Genomic DNA, 22,587 nt, shown 5'->3' with positions numbered 1-22,587 from the left:
GCTCCGGAGACTACGCGGCGGAGGCGGTGCTGTCAGGCGCGGCGCCTCCGCTCGTGTGGGGCATCAGCCCGGCGCGCAGCGCGAGAATCTGCGCGCGCGCCAGGTCCTTCAGCCGCTCCACGTCCGCCAGCGTCATGCCCTTGGTGGAGATGGGCGTGCCCACCGTCACCAGCCCGCGCGACGTGGCGAAGCGCCACGAGTGCTTCGGCAGCGCCCGGCGCGTCCCGCTCACCGCGAGCGGCAGCACGTCCGCCTGCGCTTCGATGGCCAGCCGGAACGCGCCGTCCTTGAAGGGCAGCAGCTCGTCCGTCTTCGAGCGCGTGCCCTCGGGGAAGATCATCACCGGCATCCCCTTCGCCAGCCACTCCTTGCAGCGGGCCATGGCGCCCGTCGCGGAGTCGCGGTCCCCGCGGTGCACCGGGATGTCGCCCGCCATCCACATCATCCAGCCGACCACCGGAATCTTGAAGAGGCTGGCCTTGCCCAGCCACTTCATCTCCCACGGCAGGTGCGAGATGAGGAACGGGTCCGCGTTGGACTCGTGGTTGCTCACCACCACCGTGTTCGGCGCCACCCGCTCGGGCACCGGGCCGTGGACGCCGAAGCGCCAGAACGGCGTCAGCTTCGCCGCCGTGACGCCTATCAGGCGGAAGCAGCGTCCCGTCACGTAGCGCACGCGGTCGAACGGCCAGGTGATGATGGCCAGCGCCAGTTGGACGAAGAAGCCGGTCAACGCCACCAGGCCGATTTCAATCCACGTCCAGATGGAGAGCAGTGCGTTCATGAGAGCCTCGAGCAACCGTCAACGGACCGCCGGGTCCAGGTCCACACTCACCGGGCAGTGGTCCGAGCCTGACACATCCGGGTGGATTCCGGCCTTGCGCACGTACGCCATGGCCGCCGGCGTGGCCAGCACGTAGTCAATCCTCCAGCCGATGTTCTTCTCGCGCACGCCGAAGCGCTGGCTCCACCACGAGTAGTGCCCACCCGCCTTGTTGAAGTGGCGGAAGGTGTCCACCCAGCCCGCGCGAATCCAGCGGTCGAACTCCTCGCGCTCCTCGGGGCGGAAGCCGCTCGTCTCGCGGTTCTCCCGGGGCCGGGCCAGGTCGATGTCCTGGTGCGCGGTGTTGAAGTCCCCCACCACCAGCACCCGCCCGCCGTCGCGCAGCGGCTTCTCCAGCCGCGCGAAGAGGTGCCGGTAGAAGTCCAGCTTGTAGGGGATGCGGCTGAGGTCCCGGTCCTTCCCGTTCCCATTGGGGAAGTAGCCATTCACCACGGTGAGCTTGCCGAAGCGGGCAATCTGCAGCCGCCCCTCCACGTCCATCTCACTCACGCCCAGCCGCGTCACCACGTCATCCGGCTCCAGCCGGCAGAACAGCCCCACCCCGCTGTAGCCGGGGCGGTCCGCGGACACGAAGTGCGTCTTCCAGCGCGGCGGCGTCCGCACCTCGTCGGGGAGCTGGTCCGCGCGGGCGCGCACCTCCTGCACGGCCACCACCTGAGCCCGGGCCCCCGCCAGCCATGGCAGGAAGCCCTTGCGGTGCACCGAACGCAGCCCGTTGACGTTCCAAGAAACGACTCGCACGAGAGGCTTATGGCCCGGCCCGCGCGGTATTTCCAGCCCCTCTCGCGCGCACTCCCGGTGGGAGTGCGCGCCTGCCCGGCTACCGGGGCTCGGTCGGGCTCGCCTTGTTCTGCGGCTGGCGCCCCGTCCGCAGGATGAAGTCCGAGGCGTTGTTGTCCGAGTCGTGCCCGTTGCCCGCCAGCGCATCCGCCCCGCTGCCCTGCATGGTGTCCGCGGTGGAGGAGGCGTTGGCCTTGCGCTCGAAGCTGCCCGCCGATGACGGGACGGGCTGGATGGGGGCGCCGTCCGCCTGGTTGGCGGTGCCGTACCCCACCAGGTCCACGGCCCTCGTGTCGGAGGAGCTGGTGCTCAGCTCGGGCGGGCCGACGCGCACGTGGCCACCCGCGCCGCCCATGGCCCACGTGGTGCCCCAGCTCGCATCCCGCGTGGCCCCCGAGCCGGCCGTGTAGCCCTGGCTGCCCACCAGGAAGTAGCCCCCCGGCGCGATGCTGGAGCCACTGGGCAGGTCGAAGCTCAGGAAGGTTTCTCCCGTCGCGGCCTTGTACTGCACCTTCCAGCCGGACAGGTTCACCGCGCTCGCGGTGGGGTTGTAGAGCTCGATGAACTCGTCGTTGTCACCGGCCGAGCCAGTGGCCGGGCCGCGGGGAGCGAGCTCGCTGATGACGATGTGGTTCGCGGTGGAGCCCATGACCTCGAGGCTCGACACGGCGGTCTGTGCCCCGAGCGTCGCGACCAGTTGCCCCCTGCCGGCCACGTTGCCCGCGGTGAAGTCGAACTTGGCGGACAGCATGTTGGCGGGCACCGTCACCCGCGCGGCCACCGTGCCCAGGGACGCGGGCTGCAGCGCGAGCTGAATCTCGGTGTCCACGGACGGAGGCACGTCGAGCATCACGGTGAAGGTGTGCGTCTTGCCGCCCGCCACCACCGCCGCCTCGGGCGTCAGCACGGACAGGGACACCGGCTGGTCCACCGCGATGACCCGCACCGTGGCCTCGCGCGAGTCGTTGCCGAGCGTGGCCGTCAGCACCGCCTTGCTCACCCCCGGGTCCGCGGCCAGGTCCGCGCTCACCAGGATCAGGGCGGACGTGGTACCGGCCGGGACGCGGACGAGGTTTCCGCCCTCCACCACGACAGCGCGGCTGGAGGACGCCATCTCCACCCAGACGTCCGTCGGCGCCGGCTGCTTCAGCGTCACCCGGAGCGCCTCCGGGAACGTCCGGCCCGTGTAGCCGGAGCGAGCGAAGTTGCCCGTCGGGCCGAAGTCGGCCAGCGCCACCTGCGCCGTGCCCGCGTCGATGGCCGTGCCCGCATCCGTGCCGGCGTCCGTGCCGCCCGTGCCAGCATCCGTGGGGCCGGAGCCCGCGTCCATGGGGCCCGCGTCGGTGCCGGTGCCCGCGTCCGTGCTGCCCGTGCCCGCGTCCACGTCCGGTCCCGGGCCCGCGTCGACGTCGGTGCCCGCGTCCGTATCCGAGCCCGCATCCGGCGCGGAGCCCGCGTCCGTACTCGAGCCTGCATCCGGCGCGGAGCCCGCGTCCGTCGGAGAGCCGGCGTCCGTACCCGAGCCTGCATCCGGCGTGGAGCCCGCGTCCGTCGGAGAGCCGGCGTCCGTATCCGAGCCCGCATCCGGCGCGGAACCCGCGTCCGTCGGAGAGCCGGCGTCCGTATCCGAGCCCGCGTCCGTCGGAGCGCCAGCATCGGTGCCGGAACCCGCGTCCGTCACGGTGCCAGCGTCCGTCGAAGTGCCAGCATCGGTGCCAGAACCCGCGTCCGTCACGGTGCCCGCGTCCGTCGGAGCGCCAGCGTCAGTGCCAGAACCCGCATCCACCACGGTGCCCGCGTCCGTCACGGTGCCCGCGTCCGTCACGGTGCCCGCGTCCGTCACGGTGCCCGCGTCGGTGTCAGAGCCTGCATCCACCTCGGAGCCAGCGTCGGTGTCGGAGCCCGCATCAGCCTCCACGCCCGCGTCGCCGTCACTGCCCCCGTCCTCCGGCGGCAGGCCCGCGTCTGTCCCGGAGTCCGTCGGCAGCTCGGGCGTGACGGTGCAATCGTTCTCGCAGCCGTCGCCCGATGCGCGGTTGCCGTCGTCACAGCGCTCGGTCCCCTCCACCCGGCCGTTTCCACAGACCGGGCCGCCACCATCCGTCTCCGGAGCAGGCTGGCAGTTGGCCGGGCAGGTATCCCCGTCGGAGGTGTTGCCGTCGTCGCACTGCTCACCGGGCTCCACGACGCCGTTGCCACATTCCGGGTCATCACCGCATGCGGACAGGATGAGGAGCAGCGCCGAGAGCGGCGCCAGAAGCTGCCGGAAGGACCAGGGCATGAAGAGACGACTCCGTTGCGGCCTGCGGGGGCTTCCCTGAATCCCACAAATGTCCACTGGTACGCAAATAGCGGCAGACTACAATCCCACCAGAACCTACGGTTCCAAATCTGTCCCGTCTTCCAGTGATTTCAGGAACATGTGCCACGCAGCCCCGGGCGCTCCTGTTCCAGGGCTACACCTGCCTCGGGAAGGCACCAGCCACCTCATGGCCCTTCTCCGCCTCCCGTGGAACGTCTTGGGCGCCGCCCCGGGCTTCGCACCGGACGACGCGGAGGCGCGGAAGCGGGAGTGAGAGGTGAGCGTCGGGCCCCGGACACGCCGTCCTCCACCAGCACGGATTGCCGGCACGGGAGGCCACCGCCACCGTGCGCCATTCCCGAAGGAGGACGACGTTGAAGACGCTTCGCCCGGGCCGCTGGCCCGCCATCGCCACGCTCGTGCTCTCCGTCGTGCCCTTCGGCGGGTGCGATGACGACGATGATGACGAGCCCTCGGAGTCGCAGAAGGCCACCGAGGCCCTGCTGCGCATCTCCGACGACGCTCCCACCGACCTGCCGGACAACGTGCCGGAAGACCTCCGGCGGGTGACGCTCGGAGGCACGCAGTACGACCTCCTCGAGCTGCTCGGCCGTCCCTCCGGCTCGCGGCCCTCCGCGCGCATCGTCTCCGCATTCCAGACAGTCGACACACCGGCAGACCCGCCGCCCCTGGGAACCCCCTCCACCGCCGTCCCGCCGGACTCCACGCGGTCGGCGCCGGCGGCCCAGGTCTACGAGTGCCGTCAGACGGGGCTCGCCTTCGCCTGGGCCTTCGTCCAGCCGGAAGCAGGGCTGATGCCCCTGACCACCGCGCCCGTGCCCGGGCTGGAGACGCTCGTCCTCGACCACTTCCGCTACCCGGGCGGCATCGACTACGGGCCCCCCACCGGAACGCCTCCCGTGGGCCCGGCGTGGCGGGTGTCCGCCCCGGCGTTGAATCAGGGCACGCCCACCTTCGCGCAGACGCTCTTCATCGGAGCCGCCGAGGTCACGGTGCCCAACGGGGCCGGCAACGTCCCGCTGCTGAGGCTCGCCAACGCCGCGCGAATCGACCAGGGGCTCCCCTCCGACGTGTTCTCGCGGACCACGACCGATGGCAGCCAGCTGGGCTACGTGCTCCGGCTCGACACCGTGGGCGGGGTTGCTCCCACGGCGGGCTGCGAGGACTCCGAGGACGTGGGCAAGCGGGAGCGGGTGCCGTACTCGGCGGGCTACTACTTCATCGAGGTCCTCACGCCGCCTTGAGGGGGGCGTGGGCCTCTCGGGTCCACGGCGCGGGGCCGGGGCGCCGCGCGCATGACGAGCCGCGGGGCTGCTCGCGCCTTCGCCTCACGGCCCCGGCTGCTCCGACAGGATGCGCACGTTGAGCGCGCCGTTGGCGAAGAACTGGATGTTCTGCCCCACGCGGTGCTGCTCCAGGCGGCGCTGCAGGCCGAGGTCGTAGCGGCCGAGCTTCATCAAGCCGTCGTTGAACCAGCCGTCCCCGCTCCCGGAGCCGTCGACGTATTCCGCGTACGTCCCCTCCTCGGGCCAGATGACGGTGTCGAGCGTCGCGGTGAAGCGCCGGAGGTCGTCATCCGTCCACGTGAGACCGGCGTCGTGCGCCTCGACGAGGAACGCGAGCACGCCGTTCGCGTGCGCCACGTCCTGCCCGGGCGGCTCATGCGAGCCCCACCTGTCGCTCCAGAACCACGCGTCCGGGTGGCGGGGATGGGGGCCGAGCTGCGCGCGCAGCGAGGCGCTGACGTTGGGCAGGTCCTGGTTGATGTTGTCGAAGACGGCCTGGTAGGTGGGCCGCGCGGCGGTGTCCGCCGTGATGAGCGCCAGGTCCATGGCGATGAAGGCCCAGTGCGCGGCCAGGTGCGTGCGGCTGCGGTAGATGAAGGCGTCCGCCCCGCGCACGTACCACTTCTCGAAGATGTTCTTCTCGGTGAAGGCCAGCAGCCGCTCGTACTGCGAGCGATAGGCGGCGTCTTCGTAGAGCCCGGGCGTTTCGCGGATGACGCGCAGCAGGCGCGTGACGTAGCGCCAGCAGTAGCTCTCGTACAGCGGCACCTCCTGCCCCGCGGGGTCCGACAGCGTCGAGGCCCAGCCCAGGAAGCCGTCCTGGAACTGGCTCCGGGGGAGCGCGCGGGAGACGCGGGCCGTGCCGACCAGGTTGTTGACGTAGAGCAGCGCGCGGTCGAGGTACACGGTCCGCCCGGTGGCCCGGTACATCGCGGTGTGGGCGTCGATGGCGTACGCGAGGCTGTAGAAGTCCCAGCTGTCCGTCGAGTTGCTCCGGGGCAGGTATTCCATCCGGTGCTCGCGCTCCCAGCTGTTCAGGAACAGCCGCTCCCACGCCTCCACGGTGCGCAGCCCGGGCGGTGCCGTGGGCACGGGCGGCGGCGGCGGAAGAACGGGCGGCGGCGCGGGGACCGAGGCATTGGCGACCGTGAAGCTCGCGGTGGCCTCGTCCACGAGGAAGCCGGCGCCGTGGACGACCACCGTGAGGGAGTGGTCCCCGTCGGCGAGCTGGCGCGTGTCGTAGAGCGTGGCCCTCCCGTCCGGCGCCGTCCCCGCGAAGTCGAAGGGAACGCTGAGGTCCAGGGACAGCGGCGAGCGCTCACGGGTGGGCGCGTCCAGGAAGAACTCCACCCCGGTGATGACGCCTCCAGCGCCGGGGGCCACGAAGATGGCAACGCTGCCCTGGAGGGTGCTCCCCGCGAGCGCCTGTCCTTCCGCGCGGTCCTCGGAACGGCTGACCTTGAGCGCGGAGGCATGGAACAGGCCCGGCCGCTCCTCGGGGGGCGGGGGCGCGGGGGGCTCCGAGGCGTCTGGCTCGCTCCGCCCCACGGGGCCCCCGGGCGGCTTGCCTCCCTCACACGCGCATGCAGGCAGGAGGAGCAGCAGCAGGACGGCGCACATGGCGCGGCCACGGAGGCGTCGACCTCGGGAGTTCGACATGGGCATGTCGAGGGTAGGTGCGGCCGTCGCCTCCCCCAATGGCGCCACGGGACAGACGTGTGCTCAGCACCGGACGCGACACCGAGCGCCGCGACGACACGGACGCAGGCGAAGCGCGCGGGGCTCACCCGCCGCAGACGCCGCAGTCCGGCCGGCAGCTGTTGTACCAGTTGGCGTTCCCGCACGACTCGGTCACCTGGCAGACGCCGTCACCGCACCGGTAGAGGTCCTGGTCGCGCACCCGCGTGACGAGGGGCCTGTACGTGACGTTCGCGTAGGAGCAGCGGGAGTAGAACAGCCCCGAGGCATCCAGCGTGCAATGCGTGGCGCACTCCCCGACGAAGTAGAGGGGCAGGCACTGCTTGCGCTGGCTCCCCGTGCTGTCCACCACGGCGCACGCCCGCGCACTGCTCAGGCCCTGGTTCAGCAGCGTCCCCCGGCTGCCCGCGTAGATGCCCTGCCCGGTGAAGAGGTTGCCGAAGAAGCAGGACTCCTGCTTCGGGAAGGTGTTCAGCTCATCGTACGTGTACGGGATGACCTGCCCCTGCGCGTGCCGGCCCAGCACGGAGATGGGGACATTCACGCCGTAGGGATTCACATGGGCCGCCAGGCACGCGGAGACGAGCTGCTGCTCTATCTCCGGCGCTGGCGAGCCACCGGCCCACACCGGCGCCAGGCCCAGCGCCCCCGTCCAGGTGAATGTCTGCCCTGAATCCGGCCGCGTGTACGTGCGCGTCTGTCCCGCCGCCACGGCGCAGCGGACGATGTAGCGCATCACCTCGTCGGCCTTCGCCGGATTCGACTGGAACCACGAATGGAAGGACTGCGTCGACAGGCCGTTGAACGACAGCCCGTTGAACGACAGGCCATTGAAGGACAGCCCGTTGAATGACAGGCCATTGACCGACAGGCTGTTGCCGCTCCGGATGTCCTGGACCTGGGAAGCAAGCGGAGGCGGCTCGGCCGATGGCGCCTCCCCCAGCCCGCAACCGCCCGTCCCCAGCAGCAGGACGCACGACACCAGGGCCCACGACGCAACACGACTTCCCACGCCGCGGCAGCGGCCGGACTCGACGGTCTGCATGTGCTTCCCCCCAGGGGACCGCGGACTCACACCGGGCGGAACAAGACGTCATCCGCCCGGGAGGGGAAGCAAGGACGACCGGGCCGGGTGCCCCTCACATCCACAATGGATGTAAAATCACAGTACCTGAACGGCCCCGGCTCCGCCCCGGCCGCCCCGCATCCATTCAATGACAGACAGTCCATCCATCCGCTGCTGAACACGGACGGGCGCCAGCATCCAGAAGTGGATGCCCTGATTCAAAAGGATGTGGCCGGCTTTCTTCAGCCCGGGAGCGGCTCCGCGGGTGAGCCCGGACGGGGCGCCTCCATGCCGTGCTGCACGAGGAAGCCGCGGACGGCGTCGGCGATCTCCGTGCCCGCCTCCAGGAGCCCCGCGTGGCCGGCGTCATCCACCTGCATCCAGTGCGCGTGGGGCATGGCGTCGCGCATGCGCACCACCTCGCTCAGGGGCACCAGGGTGTCATCTCTCGCGGCGATGATGAGCGTGGGCACCTTCACGCGGCCCACCACGTCCCAGGCGTGGCCCTCCGTCAGCCCGAGCAGCGTGTACCAGTACGCCTCCGGGCTCATCCGCCGCAGCGCCTGCATGAACTCGTCGATGTCCGCTCGCGGCGCGCGGGCGCGCAGCGCGCCCACCGCGCGCCCCAGCGGATAGGCGAAGCGGCTGGCCATCACCGCGTGCGCCACCGGCGCCGCCAGCGGCAGCGCGGGCGTGGTGGCCCGGAACAGGCCCCGGGTGGCGGACAGCGCCATGCGCGCGCGCAGGCTGTCCTTCCCCGAGCCCGGCGCTCCGGGCGTGCCGGCGATGAGCGTCATCGCGGGCACCAGGTCCGGCCGCTTCCGGTACAGCTCCAGCAGGACGCGCACCCCCATGGAGAAGGCCACGTGCAGCGGCGGCCGCCCGTTGCCCCGGGCCATGACGGCCTCGGTGACGCGCTCCAGGTCGTCCACGTGCACGGGCACGCGGTAGTCGCCGCTGATGGAGTTCTCGCTGCTGCCGTGCCCGCGGTAGTTCCAGTGCACCACCCGGTGGTCCTGCTCCAGGTTGGCGACGATGTAGCGCCAGAAGTTCTCCGACGTGCCAATGCCGTTGGTCAGCAGCACCGTCGGCCGCGCCACCAGTTCCAGGTCGGCGGAGTCCTCCATCAGGTTGCCCTGGTGCGTATGCCAGGCCACCCGGGTCCCATCCGGGGCGGAGACGAAGCGCGTGGAGCGGCGGTAGGGCATGCCACTTCCAACCATGGGGCGCCCCGACGGGTGGCGCAAGGTCTCCCTGCCACCAGGCGGGCGCCTCGCGACGTGAGGGGCCTTCGCGGGCACCCCTCCGTGACGCTCCCCGCCCAGGCCAGGGCCGGGTTATGAGTGGGGCGCATGCTCTGCGTGGACGCGGAACAGTTCGATATCAGCCTGGCGCTCGCGCACTACGCCGAGCACGGCTACGCGCGGCTGGGCCGCGTGCTCGGTGACGAGGGCCTGGAGGCCCTGCGCGAGCGGGCGGACGACCTCATGCTCGGCCGTGTCGTCCACGAGGGCATGTTCTTCCAGCCGGACGCCGCCACGGGGCGGTACGAAGACGCGCCCCTGGGGCTGGGCTGGCAGGGGCCGTCACTGGACTACCGCAAGCTGGAGAAGCTGGAGAAGGACCCGCGCTTCCTGGCGTGGCTGGAGAACCCGCTGTTCGAGCGCATCGCCCGCGCCCGCATCCGCGGCGACGTCGTCCTCTACCGCGCCATCCTCTTCCACAAGGGACAGGCCGGAGGCAGCAACCTGCCCTGGCACCAGGACGGAGGCCGGCTGTGGGGCCTCACCCGCGAGCCAGATTTGCAGATCTGGACGGCGCTGGACGACGCGCCCGAGGACGGCGGCTGTCTGGAGGTGGTCCCCGGCAGCCACCGGGACGGACTGGTGACGGCGCTGGGCGGCGTCATCCCCCCGGACGCGGTGGCCAGAGCCGACGCCGAGCGCCGCGTCCTGCCCCTGCCCGTCCGCGCCGGCGAGTCCATCCTGGTCCACAACCACGTGTGGCACCGCTCCGGACGCGGCCGTCCCGGGCTGCGCCGCCGCGCCTTCTCCGCCTGCTACATGGGGGCGGACGTCCGCTGCCTGAGGAAGAAGAAGGCCCCGCGCGTCTTCCCGCCCGTGTTCCGCCGCTGACAGGCTCAGGTCAGCAGGTGCAGGTGCTTGGGCGACGCCACCAGGGGCACGTCGCGGCCGCGCTGCGCCACCGGGAGGACGACGCGGAAGGTGCTGCCCCGTCCCTCCTCGCTCTCCACGGTGATTTCCCCGCCGAAGCCGGTGACGATGCCGTGGCAGATGGACAGCCCCAGCCCGGTGCCCTCGCCCACCGGCTTGGTGGTGAAGAACGGGTCGAAGATGCGCGCGCGCACCTCCGGCGGCATGCCGACGCCGGTGTCCTTCACCTCGACGACGACCCGGTCTCCCGCGTGGCGCAGCACGAGGCGCACCTCGTGCTGGTCCGGCTTGCCCTGCGGAATGGCCTGCGCCGCGTTGATGAGCAGGTTGAGGAACACCTGCCCGAATCTCCCCTCGTTGCCCTCCACCAGCGGCACCTCGCGGTACTCGCGGACAATCTGCGCGCGCATCTTCAATTCGCCGCGCGCCATCGTAATCGCCGACTCGAGCACCGCCTGCACGTTGACGGCGGTGGCCACCTCGTCGTCCCCGCGCGAGAAGGTGCGCAGGTCGCGGACGATCTGCCGCACGCGGTGCGCCCCGTCGGACGCCTCGCGCAGCACCTCCTCCATCTCCGCGGTGCGCCCCGGTGGCAGCTCGCGCGACACCCCCTGCAGCTCACCGGAGAGGAAGGACAGGTTGGACAGCACGAAGGCCAGCGGGTTGTTGATTTCGTGCGCCACGCCGGCCGCCAGCGTGCCCACCGCCGCCAGCCGGTCCGCCACCACGAGCTGCGCCTGCATGGCCTTGCGCTCGGTGACGTCCAGGGACACGCCGCCCAGCAGGCGCCGCCCGGAGCGGTCCTTCACGATGAAGCGGTAGGTGAGCCAGTAGCGCTCGCTGCCGTCCCGCGCCGGAATCATGCCCTCGCTGACGTTGGGCTTGCCGGAGACGAATACCGCCTGCTCCTCCCGGCGCACGTACTCCACGGACGCCGCCGGCATCAGCGCCGCGTCATCGACGAGTGACAGGTCCACGCCGCTCGGCAGCTGGAAGAAGCGGAGGTAGGCGTCGTTCCCCCAGATGCGCCGGCCCTGCTCGTCCTTCATGAAGGCGATGACCGGGCTGTTGTTCATGAAGGAGGAGAACAGCTCCTGCGAGTCCTGCAGCGCGGCGAGCGCGGCGGTGCGCTGCGCCATCAGCTCCTGGCGCGCCGTCGCCTCCGCGGCGTTGCCCATGGCCGCGCCGAGCAGGCCCGCCATCAGCTCCAGCGTGCGCACGTCCCGGTCATCGAACGCGTTCGGCCGGCCGGAGATGACGTTGAGCGCCCCCACCGGCCGCGCCTCGCGCCACAGCGGGACGCAGATCATCGAGCGCGCCCCCACCTGCCGCGTGGCGCGCACGTTGACGCGCACGTCGTCCTCGGTGTCGTCCGTGCGCATGACCTCGCCGCGCAGCAGGCTGGCGCCGGTGAGGCTGCCCTCCACCTTCAGCCTGAAGCCGGTGTGCGGGGCCACGCTGCCGGTGGCCACGCGGTACTCGACAATCCCCTCCTCCATCAGCGCCACCGCCGCGCCGTCCGCGCCGCACAGCACCCGCGCGCGCTCGCACAGCAGCCGCATGATTTCATCCAGGTCCAGCCCCGCCAGCGCCACGTCCGCTTGCGTCTGGATGATGGCGGCCAGCCGCTCCATCTCCCCACGCGCCGCCTCCTCGGACGTCCGCCGCTGACGCCGCGCAGCGCAGCGTCGCTCCAGCATCAGCCGCCGCGCGCGCACCTCGCGCGGAGCGAAGGGCGCCACCAGGTACTCGTCCACGCCCGCCGCCAGCAGCGGCTCCAGGTCCGCTTCCGAGTCCGTCCGCGCCAGCCCCAGCACCAGCGGCTCTTCCGGCCGAGCCCGCATCCGCAGCGAGTCCAGCCACCGCGCGTCCGCCGCCAGGTCCCCGGACTCCACCACCAGCACGTCCACCGGCCCATGCACCAGCGCCGACCCCGCCTCCAGCACCGTCGAGGCCACCGTCACCTCCTGGCCCTGCCGACGCAATTCCTCCGCCACGGGGTGCCGCGACTCCGTGCTGACGCAGAGGAACCTCATCCCGCCCTTCCTGCCTCCCCCAAGGAGGCCGTGCACTTGAAATGTTACAGCCCCGCAGTACGAGAATCCAGATCCACCCTGTCCCTCCGGGTGGGGTCCTGCCTGCCCTGCGTCCTTGCCGGCAGGCTGTAAACAAGTGACTCCATTGGAGAAATGTGGATCACCGGCAGGCGCGGCGGGCGCATATCATCGAATGCGTGCCGGGTATCCCTGGAATCCTGGTGGCCGAGCAGCCGCACTACCTGCCGTGGGTGGACTTCTACGAGCAGGTGGCGCGCGCGGGCACCCTGCTGGTGCTGGACAACGTGCAGTGGCTGCGGCGCGGCTGGCAGCGGCGCACCCGCGTGGCGCTGCCGGCCAACGTCCCCCTGCCCCCACCCACCGAGCCCGGCTTCCAGTGGCTGTCCATCCCCCTGGAGGACCCGCACCGGGACACGCTCATCGGAGACCTGGCGGTGGATTCGCGCCAGCCGTGGGCGCGCAAACATCTCCAGATGCTGGTGACGCTGTACGGGCGGCGGCCACACTTCGCCACGCAGGTGCTGCCGCTGGTGGAGCCCTTCTACGACGCGGCGGCGCGCGAGCGCGGGCCGGGCTCGCTGCTGCGGGTGCTGCTGTCGAGCATGGCGCTGTTCCACGAGCCGCTGGGACTCGAGCCCCGCGTCCTGCTGGCGTCCACGCTGGAGCGCCAGGGCGAGGACAAGTCGGGGCGGCTGGTGGCGTACTGCCAGCAGCTCGGGGCGCACACCTACTACTCGGGCCTGGGCTCGTCGCTGTACCTGAAGACGGGCCTGTTCCGGGACGTAGGCGTGCGCGTGCTGTGGCAGCGCTTCCGGCACCCGCCCTATCCGCAGGGCCGCGAGGGCCGCTTCGTCCACGGCATGTCCATGGTGGACGTGCTGGCCAATGTTCCCGTGGACGAGGTGCGCCAGTGGCTGGAGCCCTCGCCCTGGGGCCCCTTCGCGTCGGCGCTTTGAGTGAGGCTGCGGCTCAGGGCTTCTTGTTCTGGTCGAAGCGGACGAAGTAGCCCCGCACCGCGGCGTCGAGGAGCGCGGGGTCCAGCCGGGGCTCGATGCCCTGGTAGTGGGCCATGTCGATGACCTGGTCGAGCAGGTCGCGCGGCTGGCAGGCCGCGAAGGGACGGTTCACCGGGCGGTAGTGCGTGTCGATGAGGTAGTCCACGGCGGCCGCGTCGTAGACCACGCCGCGCTTCTTGCACATGATCTGGAAGATCTCGTGGAACTGCTCCTCGTCCGGGCGCTGCACCTCCAGCTTGTAGCGGACGCGGCGCAGGAAGGCGTCGTCCACGAGGTCGCTGGGGTCCAGGTTGGTGGAGAAGGCGGCGAACACGTCGAAGGGCACCTGCACCTTCTTGCCGGTGTGCAGGGTGAGCATGTCGATGTCGCTCTCCAGCGGGACGATCCACCGGTTGAGCAGATCCTTGGGCGACACCTTCTGCCGGCCGAAGTCGTCGATGAGGAGCATCCCGTTGGTCGCCTTCATCTGGAACGGGGCCTCGTAGTACTTCACCTCCGGCGAGTAGACGAGGTCGAGCATCTCCAGCGTCAGCTCACCGCCCACCACGACGAGCGGACGCCGGCAGCGCACCCAGCGCCTGTCGTACGCGTGCCCGCCGTCGTCCTCCACGGGCTTGTGGAGGTTGGCGTCGAAGATCTTCACCACGAAGTCGTCGATGAGCAGCGCGTAGGGGATGAAGACGTCCCCGTCGAAGCAGTTCACCATCCCCTGGCAGATGGCCGTCTTGCCGTTGCCGGGCGGGCCGTAGAAGAAGATGGCGCGGCCGGAGTTCATCGCCGGGCCGATGCCGTCGAAGATGTAGTCGCGGATGACGAGCTCGCCGAACTTGTCCTGCATCCGCGTGCGGGTGATGCGGGTGCCGCGGACGGTCTGCTTCTTCACCGCGGCCACCCACTCCTGGAAGGGCACGGGGGCGGGGCCGTTGTAGCGGTTGCGGTCGTTGATCTGCCGCAGCACGTCCGTCACGAACGGGGTGAGCTGGTAGATCATCGTGGACTTGCCCACGCCGGACGAGCCGCCGCCGCGGATGTCCACGTACTTCTGACGGCGCAGGCCCTCGATGATGTCGTCGACGATGGCCGTGGGGAGCTGGAGGCGGGCGGCCAGGTCCATGCCGCGCATCTCACCGGCGGCGAAGAGGGCCTTGAGGACCAGCTCCTCGATGAAGGTCGCCGTGAGGCCCGTCTCGTCCAGGCCGCGCGGCTGCTGGGGCCAGAAGCGGTCCCCGGTGATGGCGGGCATGGAGCCGTCCGTGTTCCGGCGCGGCATGGCACGGCGCTCGGGGCCCGGGGGCGGCGCGGCGGCGGCACGGCGCTCGGGGCCGGTGTACGCGGGGGTGGAGACCTGGGGGGCGGCGGACGGGGCGCGGCGCTCGGGGGGCGGCGCGGTGGGAGGGGCGCGGCGCTCGGGCGGAGGGGCGAGCGGAGCCGGGGCGCGGCGCTCGGGGATGGCGGCGTCCGGGGAGACGACGACGGAGCGGCGCTCGGTGGGGAAGTCGGGCGCCCCCTCCTGCGGGGGCGGTGGCGGGCGCTGGGCGGCGGGAGCCGGCGGCCGGGGCGGGAGCGCGGGGCTGGTACCGGTGAGCCCCGTGCGCGCGCGAGGCGGGCCGGAGAGCACGGAGGGTGCGGCGGGGACCGCGGGCGTCTCCACGGGGGTGACGCTGCGGTTGTCTTCGTCGGCCGGCTCGCCTGCGGCCGGGGGGGACGGCCTCCTGAACAGGGACATGGGCGCTCGTTCGAGGGTGTTGGCCCCGGAGCCTACCGCATGGCCGCTGTTTGAACGAAACACGACGGTGACGGGGTTGGGTGGAATTCCCGTGGGAGCGGGTTTTCCGTGCCGGAGGGTTGTGGCATGGATGCGCGCCCCTTCGCCCCCGCCGGAGGGCCCTACCGCCTCTCCGGAGAGACACCCATGAAGCGACTGCTGTCCCTGCTCACCCTCCCCTTGCTGCTCGTCGGTACCGCCGCGGCGGCGCAGACGACGACGCCCGTCATCACCTTCAACGCCAACTGGACGCTGTCCGAGTCCGCGCCGCTGGTCGCCGGAGGACAGGTGCAGGTGGCCTATGACGCCAGCCGCCTGCCGCAGTGCCGCACGACGCTCCCGGACGGAAGCCCGGGCTGGAGCCTCACCGGGTACTACCGGCTGAACGGTGGCGCCGTGGGGAGCTTCGACGTGGCGGGTGCTCCGAGCACGGGCGCCACGCCCGTCATTTCGCTGCCCGTGGCGGGCCCGCTGGAGGTGTGGTTCCGCGTGGCCAGCGCGGGGTGCGAGGCGTGGGACTCGAACTACGGGACGAACTTCCGCTTCACGGTGAATCCGGCCGGGACGGCCGTGACGCCCACGATTGTGTTCCAGGAGGGCTGGGTGGAGTACGTCGTCGGCACGCTGACGGCGGGCCAGCCGTTCGTCGTGGACTATGACATCGACCGGCTCCCCGAGTGCCGGCTCCTCTACAACGGCGCGCCCACGTGGGAGGTGTGGGTGTACTACCGGTTCGACAACGGCGTGACGGGGAGCAAGAGCGTCACGGCGGTGTCCGGGTACTCGCGGTTCGGGGTTCCGGTGACGATTACGCCTCCGGCCGGGGCGCGGTCGGTGTCGATGTGGTTCGAGAACTGGGACCGTGGCTACTGCCGTCGGTGGGACTCGAACTACAGCGCGAACTACGGGTTCACGCTGAACTGAGGGTTCGCTCGTGAGGCTCCCGGCTTTGCCGCTGCTGGGAGCCTCGTTTCCGGGAAGAGGCTGTGAGGCATGACGTAACGAATCGCCGCTTCTTCCGACTCGACTTCGACGTGGACGTACCGGGGCGCTGGTATCTGCGCGAGCCCACGAATCTCGAAGGGCAAGAGGTCTCTGACATCTGGGCGTTCATCGAAGGGAAGCCAGTGGACGCCCCCGGGCCGCTGCGCATCCCCATTTCGCGGCCCGGCAAGCCCCTGGACTTCGACAAGACCACCGTCGCCGGAACCCCCATTGTGCGCGCGGGTCGCCGCTGTGTTCCGCGAGATGGCTCCCCATGACGTGCAGTTCTTCCCCGTAGAGATCGAAGGACAGGTCGAGTCCCATCACCTCCTCAACGTCGCGCGCACCGTTCGATGCATCGACGACGCAGCATGTGAAGAGGTCCAGCTCTACACTCCGGAAGATGGACACCCGGAACGTGTAGGTGAGTACCACTCGGTGTCCGGTCCCCGCATCGACAAGTCGAAGGTCGGCGACGCCCGCGTGTTCCGGTTGTGGGGCTGGCATCCGCCCATCATCGTGGACGGTGACATCAAGGAAGCGCTGGAGCGAACCGGGATTGTGGGGGGACTCTTCGACGAAGTCTGAAGAGTCCCGCAGGGCTGTGCGATGTGCCCATCCGCGAGAGCGGGTGTTAGCTTTGGCGCATGAGCTTCTTCCAGGACCCGCCTCGACTCGGGAACCAGTACGACGACGACACGCTCCTGCAGAGCTACCTGGTGCGCACGCTGCCGGAAGATCTGCACGGCTCGCTGAACGATGAGTTCCGTGAGCTGGGCGACCTGGGCGGCGGGTACTTCTACCAGTTCCAGCTTCGCGACCGGCTGAACGAGCCCGAGCTGACGCAGTGGGATGCGTGGGGCCACCGCATCGACCACATCGAGGTATCGCCGCTGTGGAAGGAGGCGGAGGTCCTCGCGGCGAAGTGGGGGCTGGTGGCGACGGCGTACGAGCAGAAGAACGCCGAGCTCAGCCGCGTGCACCAGTTCGTCCTGAACTACCTCGTACAGGCGTCTCTCGATGTGCACTCGTGTCCGCTGGCGATGACGGATGGGGCGGCAAGGTCGCTGCTCAATCTGGGGAACCGGGAGTTGATTGACCGCGCCCTGCCCCACCTGACGTCGAGAGACCCCGCGAGCTTCTGGACGTCGGGCCAGTGGATGACCGAGCGGACGGGTGGCTCGGACGTGGGCCTGACGCAGACAGTGGCGCGGCGGTCTCCCGAGGGATGGCGGCTGTCCGGGACGAAGTGGTTCACGTCCGCGACGACGGCGCAGATGGCGCTGACGCTGGCGAGGCCCGAGGGCAACGGCCCCGGTGGCAAGGGATTGGCCATCTTCTACGTGGAGACTCGGGATGCCGCGGGGAAGCTGAATGGCATCCAGATCAACCGGCTGAAGGACAAGTTCGGGACGCGGAAGGTGCCCACAGCGGAGCTGACGCTGGACGGGACGCTGGCGGTTCCGGTGGCCGGGCTGACGGATGGCATCAAGAACATGGCGTGGATGCTCAACGTGACACGCACCTGGAATGCCATGGGCTCGGCGTGGAGCATGAGGCGCGCGATGGCGCTGGCCCGTGACTATGCGCAGCGGCGGGTTCAGTTCGGCGCGAAGCTGGCGGAGAAGCCGCTCCACGTGGACACGCTGGCGGGCCTGGAGGCGGAGTTCCAGGCGGGCTTCATGCTGGCGTTCCGCGCGGTGGAGCTGTTGGGGCGGATGGAGGCGAGGGTCGCCACGGAGCAGGAGCTGCTCCTGCAGCGGTTGGTGACACCGCTGGCGAAGCTGACGACGGGGCGCCAGGCGGTGCACGTCACGTCAGAGGTCTCCGAGGCGTTCGGCGGCGCGGGGTACGTGGAGGACACGGGAATCCCGCGGCTCCAGGCGGACTCGCAGGTGCTGTCCATCTGGGAGGGCACGACGAACGTGCTGTCGCTGGATGCCCTGCGCGCGCTGGCGAAGGAAGGCACGCTGGAGGCGTTCTTCCACGAGGTGGAGGGTCAGCTGGCGAAGGTGCGGGACCCGGGCCTGCGCCCCTGTGTGGAGGCGGCGAACAGCGCGCTGGAACACTCACGGGCGTGGGTGGCTGGGGCGATGGGAAATCCCGTGACGCTGGAGGCCGGGGCCCGGCGGTTCGCACTGACGCTGGGGCGGACGCTGGAGCTGGCGTTGCTGAGCGATCACGCGCAGTGGTGCCTGGACCAGGGGCACGGTCCGCGAAGCAAGGCCGCTGCGCGAAGGTTCGCGCAGCATGGGGTGGACCTCATCCGGGACGAAATGGATGTGGACGACGCGCGCCTGCTGGGGTGAGCCTGGTCGCGCATCCAATGCATTCTTCAGCGTCCGGGGACATCCAGACGATCAATCAGCCGTTGTGTCCAATGGCCCGGAGCTGGAGTCCTGCGCAGCGCAGACAGTGCTCTCATTGCCCTTGAGCAAGGTTTCCACGCTCACAACAGGCTGGGACACGCAGGCATCGTATTCGTAGATACACTCGAGCTGCCTGCCGTCGCGTGCCCTCTCGTCCGTTTCGAGCGAGGCTCGGTAATAACATTCTTCGAAGACATCCTCACACCAGCCCGCCAGCGCGGGAGTGCTCCACAGGACCGTCGCGAAGATGGAAGCAACGAAAGACCGACCCAGGACCAATGACATAGAACTCCCTTTCATGAACAAAATACAGACCAGCCATATATCACATAGGCCGACGCGAACAAAACGAAAGAGCCGCACCCTTGGTGAATCGATATCACCCGTGAGTGAATGCGCTGCACACAGCCGATTCCCATGTTCACCTTCACTCACCTCCACCCCGTCTGCCTTCACACGTCCGGTTCACAACCGTTGCATCGGAAATACTGTAAAGTTAGTCCATATATATTATTTGCATGTACGACTTTGTTTTCCATTTCAGTCGGCCTTTGCGTTCGCATAGGTTGAGTCTCGCGACATGATGTCGCTTCTGGAGACTCAATCCATGCACAAGAATGCACTTGCCGCCTTCGCCGCCGTTGCTGTGATGGGGCCTGTCGGTGCCGCGTCGGCCGCGACCAGCTATGACTTCGTGATCTTCCACAACAACACGACGTCGGCATGGACCCGGATCAGCGAATCCATCATCAACGGTACGGACTCGTACTCGTCGCAGCCAAGCTTCAATCCGGCTGGCGGGATGAAGTCGGGCTACTACAAGTCGACGAGCGGCCACACGACCTACTATTCCGCCACCTGGGAGGATACGAGCGACGGCACCCGCTGCACTTTCAATTCACGGTCCTATGTGAATGCATACGGGAACATGGCGTTCTCCTACTCCATCACTACGTCGGGGCCGCGCGCCAGCACGGTCATCTGCACCGGAAATGTGCCGACCACGTCGAATCTCGACGGTAGCTACGACTTCAACTACTACGCGTCCTATTGAGCACGACGTAACTGGCTGTTCCAGGAGATGAAGGGGTGAGCGCCTGACCTTGCCGCCCCTTCGTGTCACTCACGCCTGGGACAGGCTATGAACGCGCCGGGTTTTCACGTTCGTCACCTTTCCCGAGCGCTCCAGCACGCCCTGTCCCACGATGAACAGGGCGCCGTGGATCTGCTTCCGGCACGCCTCGTACACGTCCGGAGGCACGATGAGATTGGCAATGCCCGTCTCGTCCTCCAGCGAGATGAAGCAGATGCCCTTCGCCGTCGGTGGCCGCTGCCGGCAGATGAGCATTCCTCCCACGGCCACCTGCTGCCCGGAGCGCACCTTCTTCAGCCCCTCCGCCGTCACCGCGCCCAGCTTCTTCAGCGTGGGCCGCAATAGCTCCAGCGGGTGCTTCTCCAGCGACAGCCCCACCGTGTCGTAGTCCGCGACCACGCGCTCGTAGAGGCTCATCGACGGCAGCTCCACCTCCGTGCCGTCCATCGACATCCCGAAGAACAAATCGTCCGAGTCCAACGGGCCCAGCGCCTGGATTTCCCACAGCGCCTTGCGCCGTGAGCCACACAGGCTCGCCAGGGAGCCTGCCAGCGCCAGCCGCGTCAGCTCGTGCCGGGGAATCCTCGCCCGCCTCGCCAGGTCTCCCACGTCGCGGAAGCCCTCCCCCCGAGCCGCCTCCACCCGACGCCCCGCGGACTCCCCCATCCCCTTCACCATCCGTAAGCCCAGTCTCAGCGCCTTCCCGCCCTCCTCCAGCGTGCAGTCCCACCGCGAGCGCTGCACATCCACCTCCCGCACCTCCACCCCGTGACGCTGCGCATCCGCCACCAGCGTGTGTGGCGCGTAGAACCCCATCGGCTGGGAGTTCAGCAGCGACGCCGTGAAGGCCGCCGGGTAGTGACACTTCAGCCAGCTCGACGCGTACGCAATCAACGCGAAGCTCGCCGAGTGGCTCTCCGGGAACCCGTAGTGCGCGAAGCCACGGAAGTTGTCGAACCACTCCTCCGCCTGCCCCTGCGAGTACCCACGGGAAATACACCCCTCCACGAACCTCCCCCGGTACTGCAACAGCATCGACTCCGCGCGCTTGTGGCTCAGCACCCGCCGCAGCCCGTCCGCCTCCCCCGCCGTGAAGCCCGCCGCCACCATGGCCAGCTTCATCGCCTGCTCCTGGAAAAGCGGCACCCCCAGCGTCTTCCCCAGAATCTCCTTCACCGCCTCGCTCGGGTACTGCACCTGCTCGATTCCGTTCCTCCGCCGCAGGAATGGGTGCACCATGTTCCCGACAATCGGTCCCGGGCGGATGAGGGCAATCTCCACCACCAGGTCGTAGAACGTCCTCGGCCGCAGCCTCGGCAGCATGTTCATCTGCGCGCGGCTTTCAATCTGGAACACCCCCACCGTGTCCGCCTCGCACAGCATGTCGTAGACCTTCGGGTCCTCCGCCGGAATCGTCGCCAGCGACAACTCCCTCCCGTGGTGCTCCCGAATCAGCGCGAGGCACTTCGACAGCGCCGTCAGCATCCCCAGCGCCAGCAGGTCCACCTTCAGCAGGCCAATCGAGTTGATGTCATCCTTCTCCCACTGGATGACCGTGCGGCCCGGCATCGCCGCGTTCTCCACCGGCACCAATTCCGTCAGCGGCTCCCTCGTAATCACGAACCCACCCACGTGGATGGACAGGTGTCTCGGGAAGCCCTCCATCTCCATCGCCAGGGACAGCGTCTTCTGCACCCGGCTGTCAAAGGCAGACAGCCCCGCCTCCAGCAGCACCTCCGGCGTCACCTGGAACCCGTTCGCCGCCGCCACCTTCGACAGCTTGTCCACCTGGTCCAGCGACAGCCCCAGCGCCTTGCCCGTCTCCCGCAACGCCAGCCGGCCCCGGTAGCAGATGACCTCGCACACCATCCCCGCTCGCTGCCGGCCGTGCTTCTCGTAGACGTACTGGAGCACCTCCTCGCGCCGCTCGTGCTCGAAGTCCACGTCGATGTCCGGCGGCTCCTTGCGCTCCATGCTCAGGAAGCGCTCGAACAGCAGCCCCATCCGCACGGGGTCAATCGCAGTAATCTGCAGCGCGTAGCAGACCGCCGAGTTCGCCGCGCTCCCCCGCCCCTGGCAGAGAATCCCCCGCCTCCGCGCGAACCCCACGATGTCCCACAGCGCCAGGAAGTACCCCGCGAAGTCCAGCGCGGCGATGAGCTTCAATTCATGCTCAATCTGTTTCACCACCTCCGGCGGCACACCCCCCGGATAGCGCACCACGAGTCCCTCGTACGTCAGCGCTCGTAGATGTGCGTTCGCCGTGCGCCCCTCCGGCAGGTCCTCCTCCGGGAAGCGGTAGTGCAAGTCATCCAGCGAGGCGTGGCACCGCGACGCCAGCTCGAGGGACCGCTCCAGCGCCTCCGGCCGGTCCGCGAACAGCCGCCCCATCTCGTACGGCCCCTTCAGCGTCCGCTCGGCGTTGGGCAACAGCCGCGTCCCCGTCTTGTCCACGGTCGTCCCGTGCCGAATCGCCACCAGCACGTCCTGCAAGGGCTGCCGCCGACGGTGGTGCGTGTACACGTCGTTGTGCACCACCACGGGCACGCCCAGCTCTCGCGCCAGCGCATCCACCCGGGCCTCGCGCGCCTGGTCCCCCGCGGACAGCGTCCGGCACAGGCCCACGTGGAAGCGCTCCGGGAAGGCCTCCGCCAGCGCCGCCACCCGCTCCACCGGGGCCGGCTCCGGCAGCAGCGCGAGCAGCCCCGCCGAGCGGTCCGCCAGCGCCCGCCACGGCAGCCCCGCCTCCCCCTTCGGGTGCGTCATCCGGCTCTGCGACACCAGGCTGCACAGATTCGCGTACCCGCCCGCGTCCGCCGCGTACACCACCACCGGCGGGGCGTCCTCCAGCGTCAGCTCGGCCCCGAGGATGAGCTTCAGGCCGTGCTCCTTCGCCGCCAGGTGCGCCTTCACCACCCCGTACAGCCCGTCCGCGTCCGTCAGCGCCAGCGCGCGCACCCCGAGCCTCGCGGCCGTGGCCACCAGCTCCTCCGGATGCGAGGCGCCGCGCAGGAACGAGAAGTTGGAGCGGCAGACGAGCTCGGCGTAGTCCACAACCGATCAACATACTGAGCGGGCGTTCAGGCGCTAGGTTGGATCGACACTCGACGAGAGAGGAGACGTCATGGGTTG

At 69.6% G+C, this 22,587-nt stretch carries 16 protein-coding genes; 7 read left to right on the top strand and 9 right to left on the bottom strand.

Translation table 11 applies throughout. The features are described 5' to 3' along the window. Window positions 1-10 precede the first annotated feature (10 nt). From ACX9TP_RS22335 to ACX9TP_RS22325, 3 genes are all read right to left on the bottom strand, one after another. A complete protein-coding gene (locus ACX9TP_RS22335; RefSeq protein WP_482981752.1) occupies window positions 11-784 on the bottom strand; it encodes a lysophospholipid acyltransferase family protein in 774 nt (257 codons plus the stop codon). An 18-nt stretch (window positions 785-802) separates the two neighbouring features. After that, complete coding sequence (locus ACX9TP_RS22330; protein WP_482981751.1) at window positions 803-1,585, bottom strand: exodeoxyribonuclease III; 783 nt, start codon at window positions 1,583-1,585, stop codon at window positions 803-805. Window positions 1,586-1,664: 79 nt separating this feature from the next. Next, the gene (locus tag ACX9TP_RS22325; RefSeq protein WP_482981750.1) at window positions 1,665-3,905 is read right to left on the bottom strand and encodes a lamin tail domain-containing protein; all 2,241 of its coding nucleotides are present in this window, start codon (window positions 3,903-3,905) and stop codon (window positions 1,665-1,667) included. 395 nt (window positions 3,906-4,300) lie between these two features. On the opposite strand from ACX9TP_RS22325, the gene ACX9TP_RS22320 reads away from it, so the two are divergent. After that, entirely contained in the window at window positions 4,301-5,191 is an 891-nt protein-coding gene (locus ACX9TP_RS22320; RefSeq protein ID WP_482981749.1) for a DUF3455 domain-containing protein, read from the top strand. A gap of 84 nt (window positions 5,192-5,275) precedes the next feature. On the opposite strand, the gene ACX9TP_RS22315 is transcribed toward ACX9TP_RS22320, so the two are convergent. From ACX9TP_RS22315 to ACX9TP_RS22305, 3 genes are all read right to left on the bottom strand, one after another. Further along, entirely contained in the window at window positions 5,276-6,853 is a 1,578-nt protein-coding gene (locus ACX9TP_RS22315; protein ID WP_482981748.1) for a hypothetical protein, read from the bottom strand. A gap of 163 nt (window positions 6,854-7,016) precedes the next feature. Next, the gene (locus tag ACX9TP_RS22310) at window positions 7,017-7,976 is read right to left on the bottom strand and encodes a hypothetical protein (RefSeq protein ID WP_482981747.1); all 960 of its coding nucleotides are present in this window, start codon (window positions 7,974-7,976) and stop codon (window positions 7,017-7,019) included. 263 nt (window positions 7,977-8,239) lie between these two features. Further along, window positions 8,240-9,205 carry an alpha/beta fold hydrolase gene (locus ACX9TP_RS22305; RefSeq protein ID WP_482981746.1) on the bottom strand — a complete coding sequence of 322 codons (966 nt, stop codon included), beginning with the start codon at window positions 9,203-9,205 and terminating at the stop codon, window positions 8,240-8,242. 144 nt (window positions 9,206-9,349) lie between these two features. Here ACX9TP_RS22305 and ACX9TP_RS22300 point away from each other — a divergent pair, with 144 nt between their 5' ends. Then, window positions 9,350-10,132 (top strand): phytanoyl-CoA dioxygenase family protein, encoded by a 783-nt coding sequence (locus ACX9TP_RS22300; protein ID WP_482981745.1) that lies wholly within the window; start codon window positions 9,350-9,352, stop codon window positions 10,130-10,132. A gap of 5 nt (window positions 10,133-10,137) precedes the next feature. Here ACX9TP_RS22300 and ACX9TP_RS22295 read toward each other — a convergent pair whose 3' ends face one another. Then, complete coding sequence (locus ACX9TP_RS22295; RefSeq protein WP_482981744.1) at window positions 10,138-12,207, bottom strand: ATP-binding protein; 2,070 nt, start codon at window positions 12,205-12,207, stop codon at window positions 10,138-10,140. Between the two features lie 197 nt (window positions 12,208-12,404). On the opposite strand from ACX9TP_RS22295, the gene ACX9TP_RS22290 reads away from it, so the two are divergent. Next, complete coding sequence (locus ACX9TP_RS22290; protein WP_482981743.1) at window positions 12,405-13,184, top strand: WbqC family protein; 780 nt, start codon at window positions 12,405-12,407, stop codon at window positions 13,182-13,184. Between the two features lie 13 nt (window positions 13,185-13,197). Here ACX9TP_RS22290 and ACX9TP_RS22285 read toward each other — a convergent pair whose 3' ends face one another. Further along, window positions 13,198-14,970 (bottom strand): ATPase, encoded by a 1,773-nt coding sequence (locus ACX9TP_RS22285; protein ID WP_482981742.1) that lies wholly within the window; start codon window positions 14,968-14,970, stop codon window positions 13,198-13,200. Window positions 14,971-15,156: 186 nt separating this feature from the next. Between ACX9TP_RS22285 and ACX9TP_RS22280 the strand changes: the two genes are divergently transcribed. The 4 genes from ACX9TP_RS22280 (at window position 15,157) to ACX9TP_RS22265 (ending at window position 19,416) form a co-directional block, all read left to right on the top strand. After that, the gene (locus ACX9TP_RS22280; protein ID WP_482981741.1) at window positions 15,157-15,933 is read left to right on the top strand and encodes a DUF6209 family protein; all 777 of its coding nucleotides are present in this window, start codon (window positions 15,157-15,159) and stop codon (window positions 15,931-15,933) included. A 312-nt stretch (window positions 15,934-16,245) separates the two neighbouring features. Continuing rightward, window positions 16,246-16,581: an imm11 family protein gene (locus ACX9TP_RS22275; protein ID WP_482981740.1), complete on the top strand. Its 336-nt coding sequence runs from the start codon at window positions 16,246-16,248 to the stop codon at window positions 16,579-16,581. 59 nt (window positions 16,582-16,640) lie between these two features. Next, a complete protein-coding gene (locus ACX9TP_RS22270; RefSeq protein WP_482981739.1) occupies window positions 16,641-18,302 on the top strand; it encodes an acyl-CoA dehydrogenase family protein in 1,662 nt (553 codons plus the stop codon). A gap of 667 nt (window positions 18,303-18,969) precedes the next feature. Next, a complete protein-coding gene (locus ACX9TP_RS22265) occupies window positions 18,970-19,416 on the top strand; it encodes a hypothetical protein (RefSeq protein WP_482981738.1) in 447 nt (148 codons plus the stop codon). A gap of 69 nt (window positions 19,417-19,485) precedes the next feature. Here ACX9TP_RS22265 and ACX9TP_RS22260 read toward each other — a convergent pair whose 3' ends face one another. Further along, the gene (locus tag ACX9TP_RS22260) at window positions 19,486-22,509 is read right to left on the bottom strand and encodes an error-prone DNA polymerase (protein WP_482981737.1); all 3,024 of its coding nucleotides are present in this window, start codon (window positions 22,507-22,509) and stop codon (window positions 19,486-19,488) included. Between the last annotated feature and the right edge of the window lie 78 nt (window positions 22,510-22,587).

The organism is Pyxidicoccus sp. M15 (assembly GCF_056858435.1).
Note: the sequence above shows the minus strand (reverse complement) of the source record. Positions and strands in the feature narration are given on the sequence as shown.

What these genes read in the sequence shown, in the direction of transcription:
- ACX9TP_RS22300 (WP_482981745.1), top strand. Translation starts at nt 9,350, where the DNA reads ATGCTCTGCGTGGACGCGGAACAGTTCGATATCAGCCTGGCGCTCGCG.
- ACX9TP_RS22325 (WP_482981750.1), bottom strand. Translation starts at nt 3,905, where the DNA reads ATGCCCTGGTCCTTCCGGCAGCTTCTGGCGCCGCTCTCGGCGCTGCTC.
- ACX9TP_RS22305 (WP_482981746.1), bottom strand. Translation starts at nt 9,205, where the DNA reads ATGCCCTACCGCCGCTCCACGCGCTTCGTCTCCGCCCCGGATGGGACC.
- ACX9TP_RS22335 (WP_482981752.1), bottom strand. Translation starts at nt 784, where the DNA reads ATGAACGCACTGCTCTCCATCTGGACGTGGATTGAAATCGGCCTGGTG.
- ACX9TP_RS22315 (WP_482981748.1), bottom strand. Translation starts at nt 6,853, where the DNA reads ATGTGCGCCGTCCTGCTGCTGCTCCTCCTGCCTGCATGCGCGTGTGAG.
- ACX9TP_RS22265 (WP_482981738.1), top strand. Translation starts at nt 18,970, where the DNA reads ATGCACAAGAATGCACTTGCCGCCTTCGCCGCCGTTGCTGTGATGGGG.
- ACX9TP_RS22280 (WP_482981741.1), top strand. Translation starts at nt 15,157, where the DNA reads ATGAAGCGACTGCTGTCCCTGCTCACCCTCCCCTTGCTGCTCGTCGGT.
- ACX9TP_RS22310 (WP_482981747.1), bottom strand. Translation starts at nt 7,976, where the DNA reads ATGCAGACCGTCGAGTCCGGCCGCTGCCGCGGCGTGGGAAGTCGTGTT.
- ACX9TP_RS22270 (WP_482981739.1), top strand. Translation starts at nt 16,641, where the DNA reads ATGAGCTTCTTCCAGGACCCGCCTCGACTCGGGAACCAGTACGACGAC.
- ACX9TP_RS22295 (WP_482981744.1), bottom strand. Translation starts at nt 12,207, where the DNA reads ATGAGGTTCCTCTGCGTCAGCACGGAGTCGCGGCACCCCGTGGCGGAG.
- ACX9TP_RS22285 (WP_482981742.1), bottom strand. Translation starts at nt 14,970, where the DNA reads ATGTCCCTGTTCAGGAGGCCGTCCCCCCCGGCCGCAGGCGAGCCGGCC.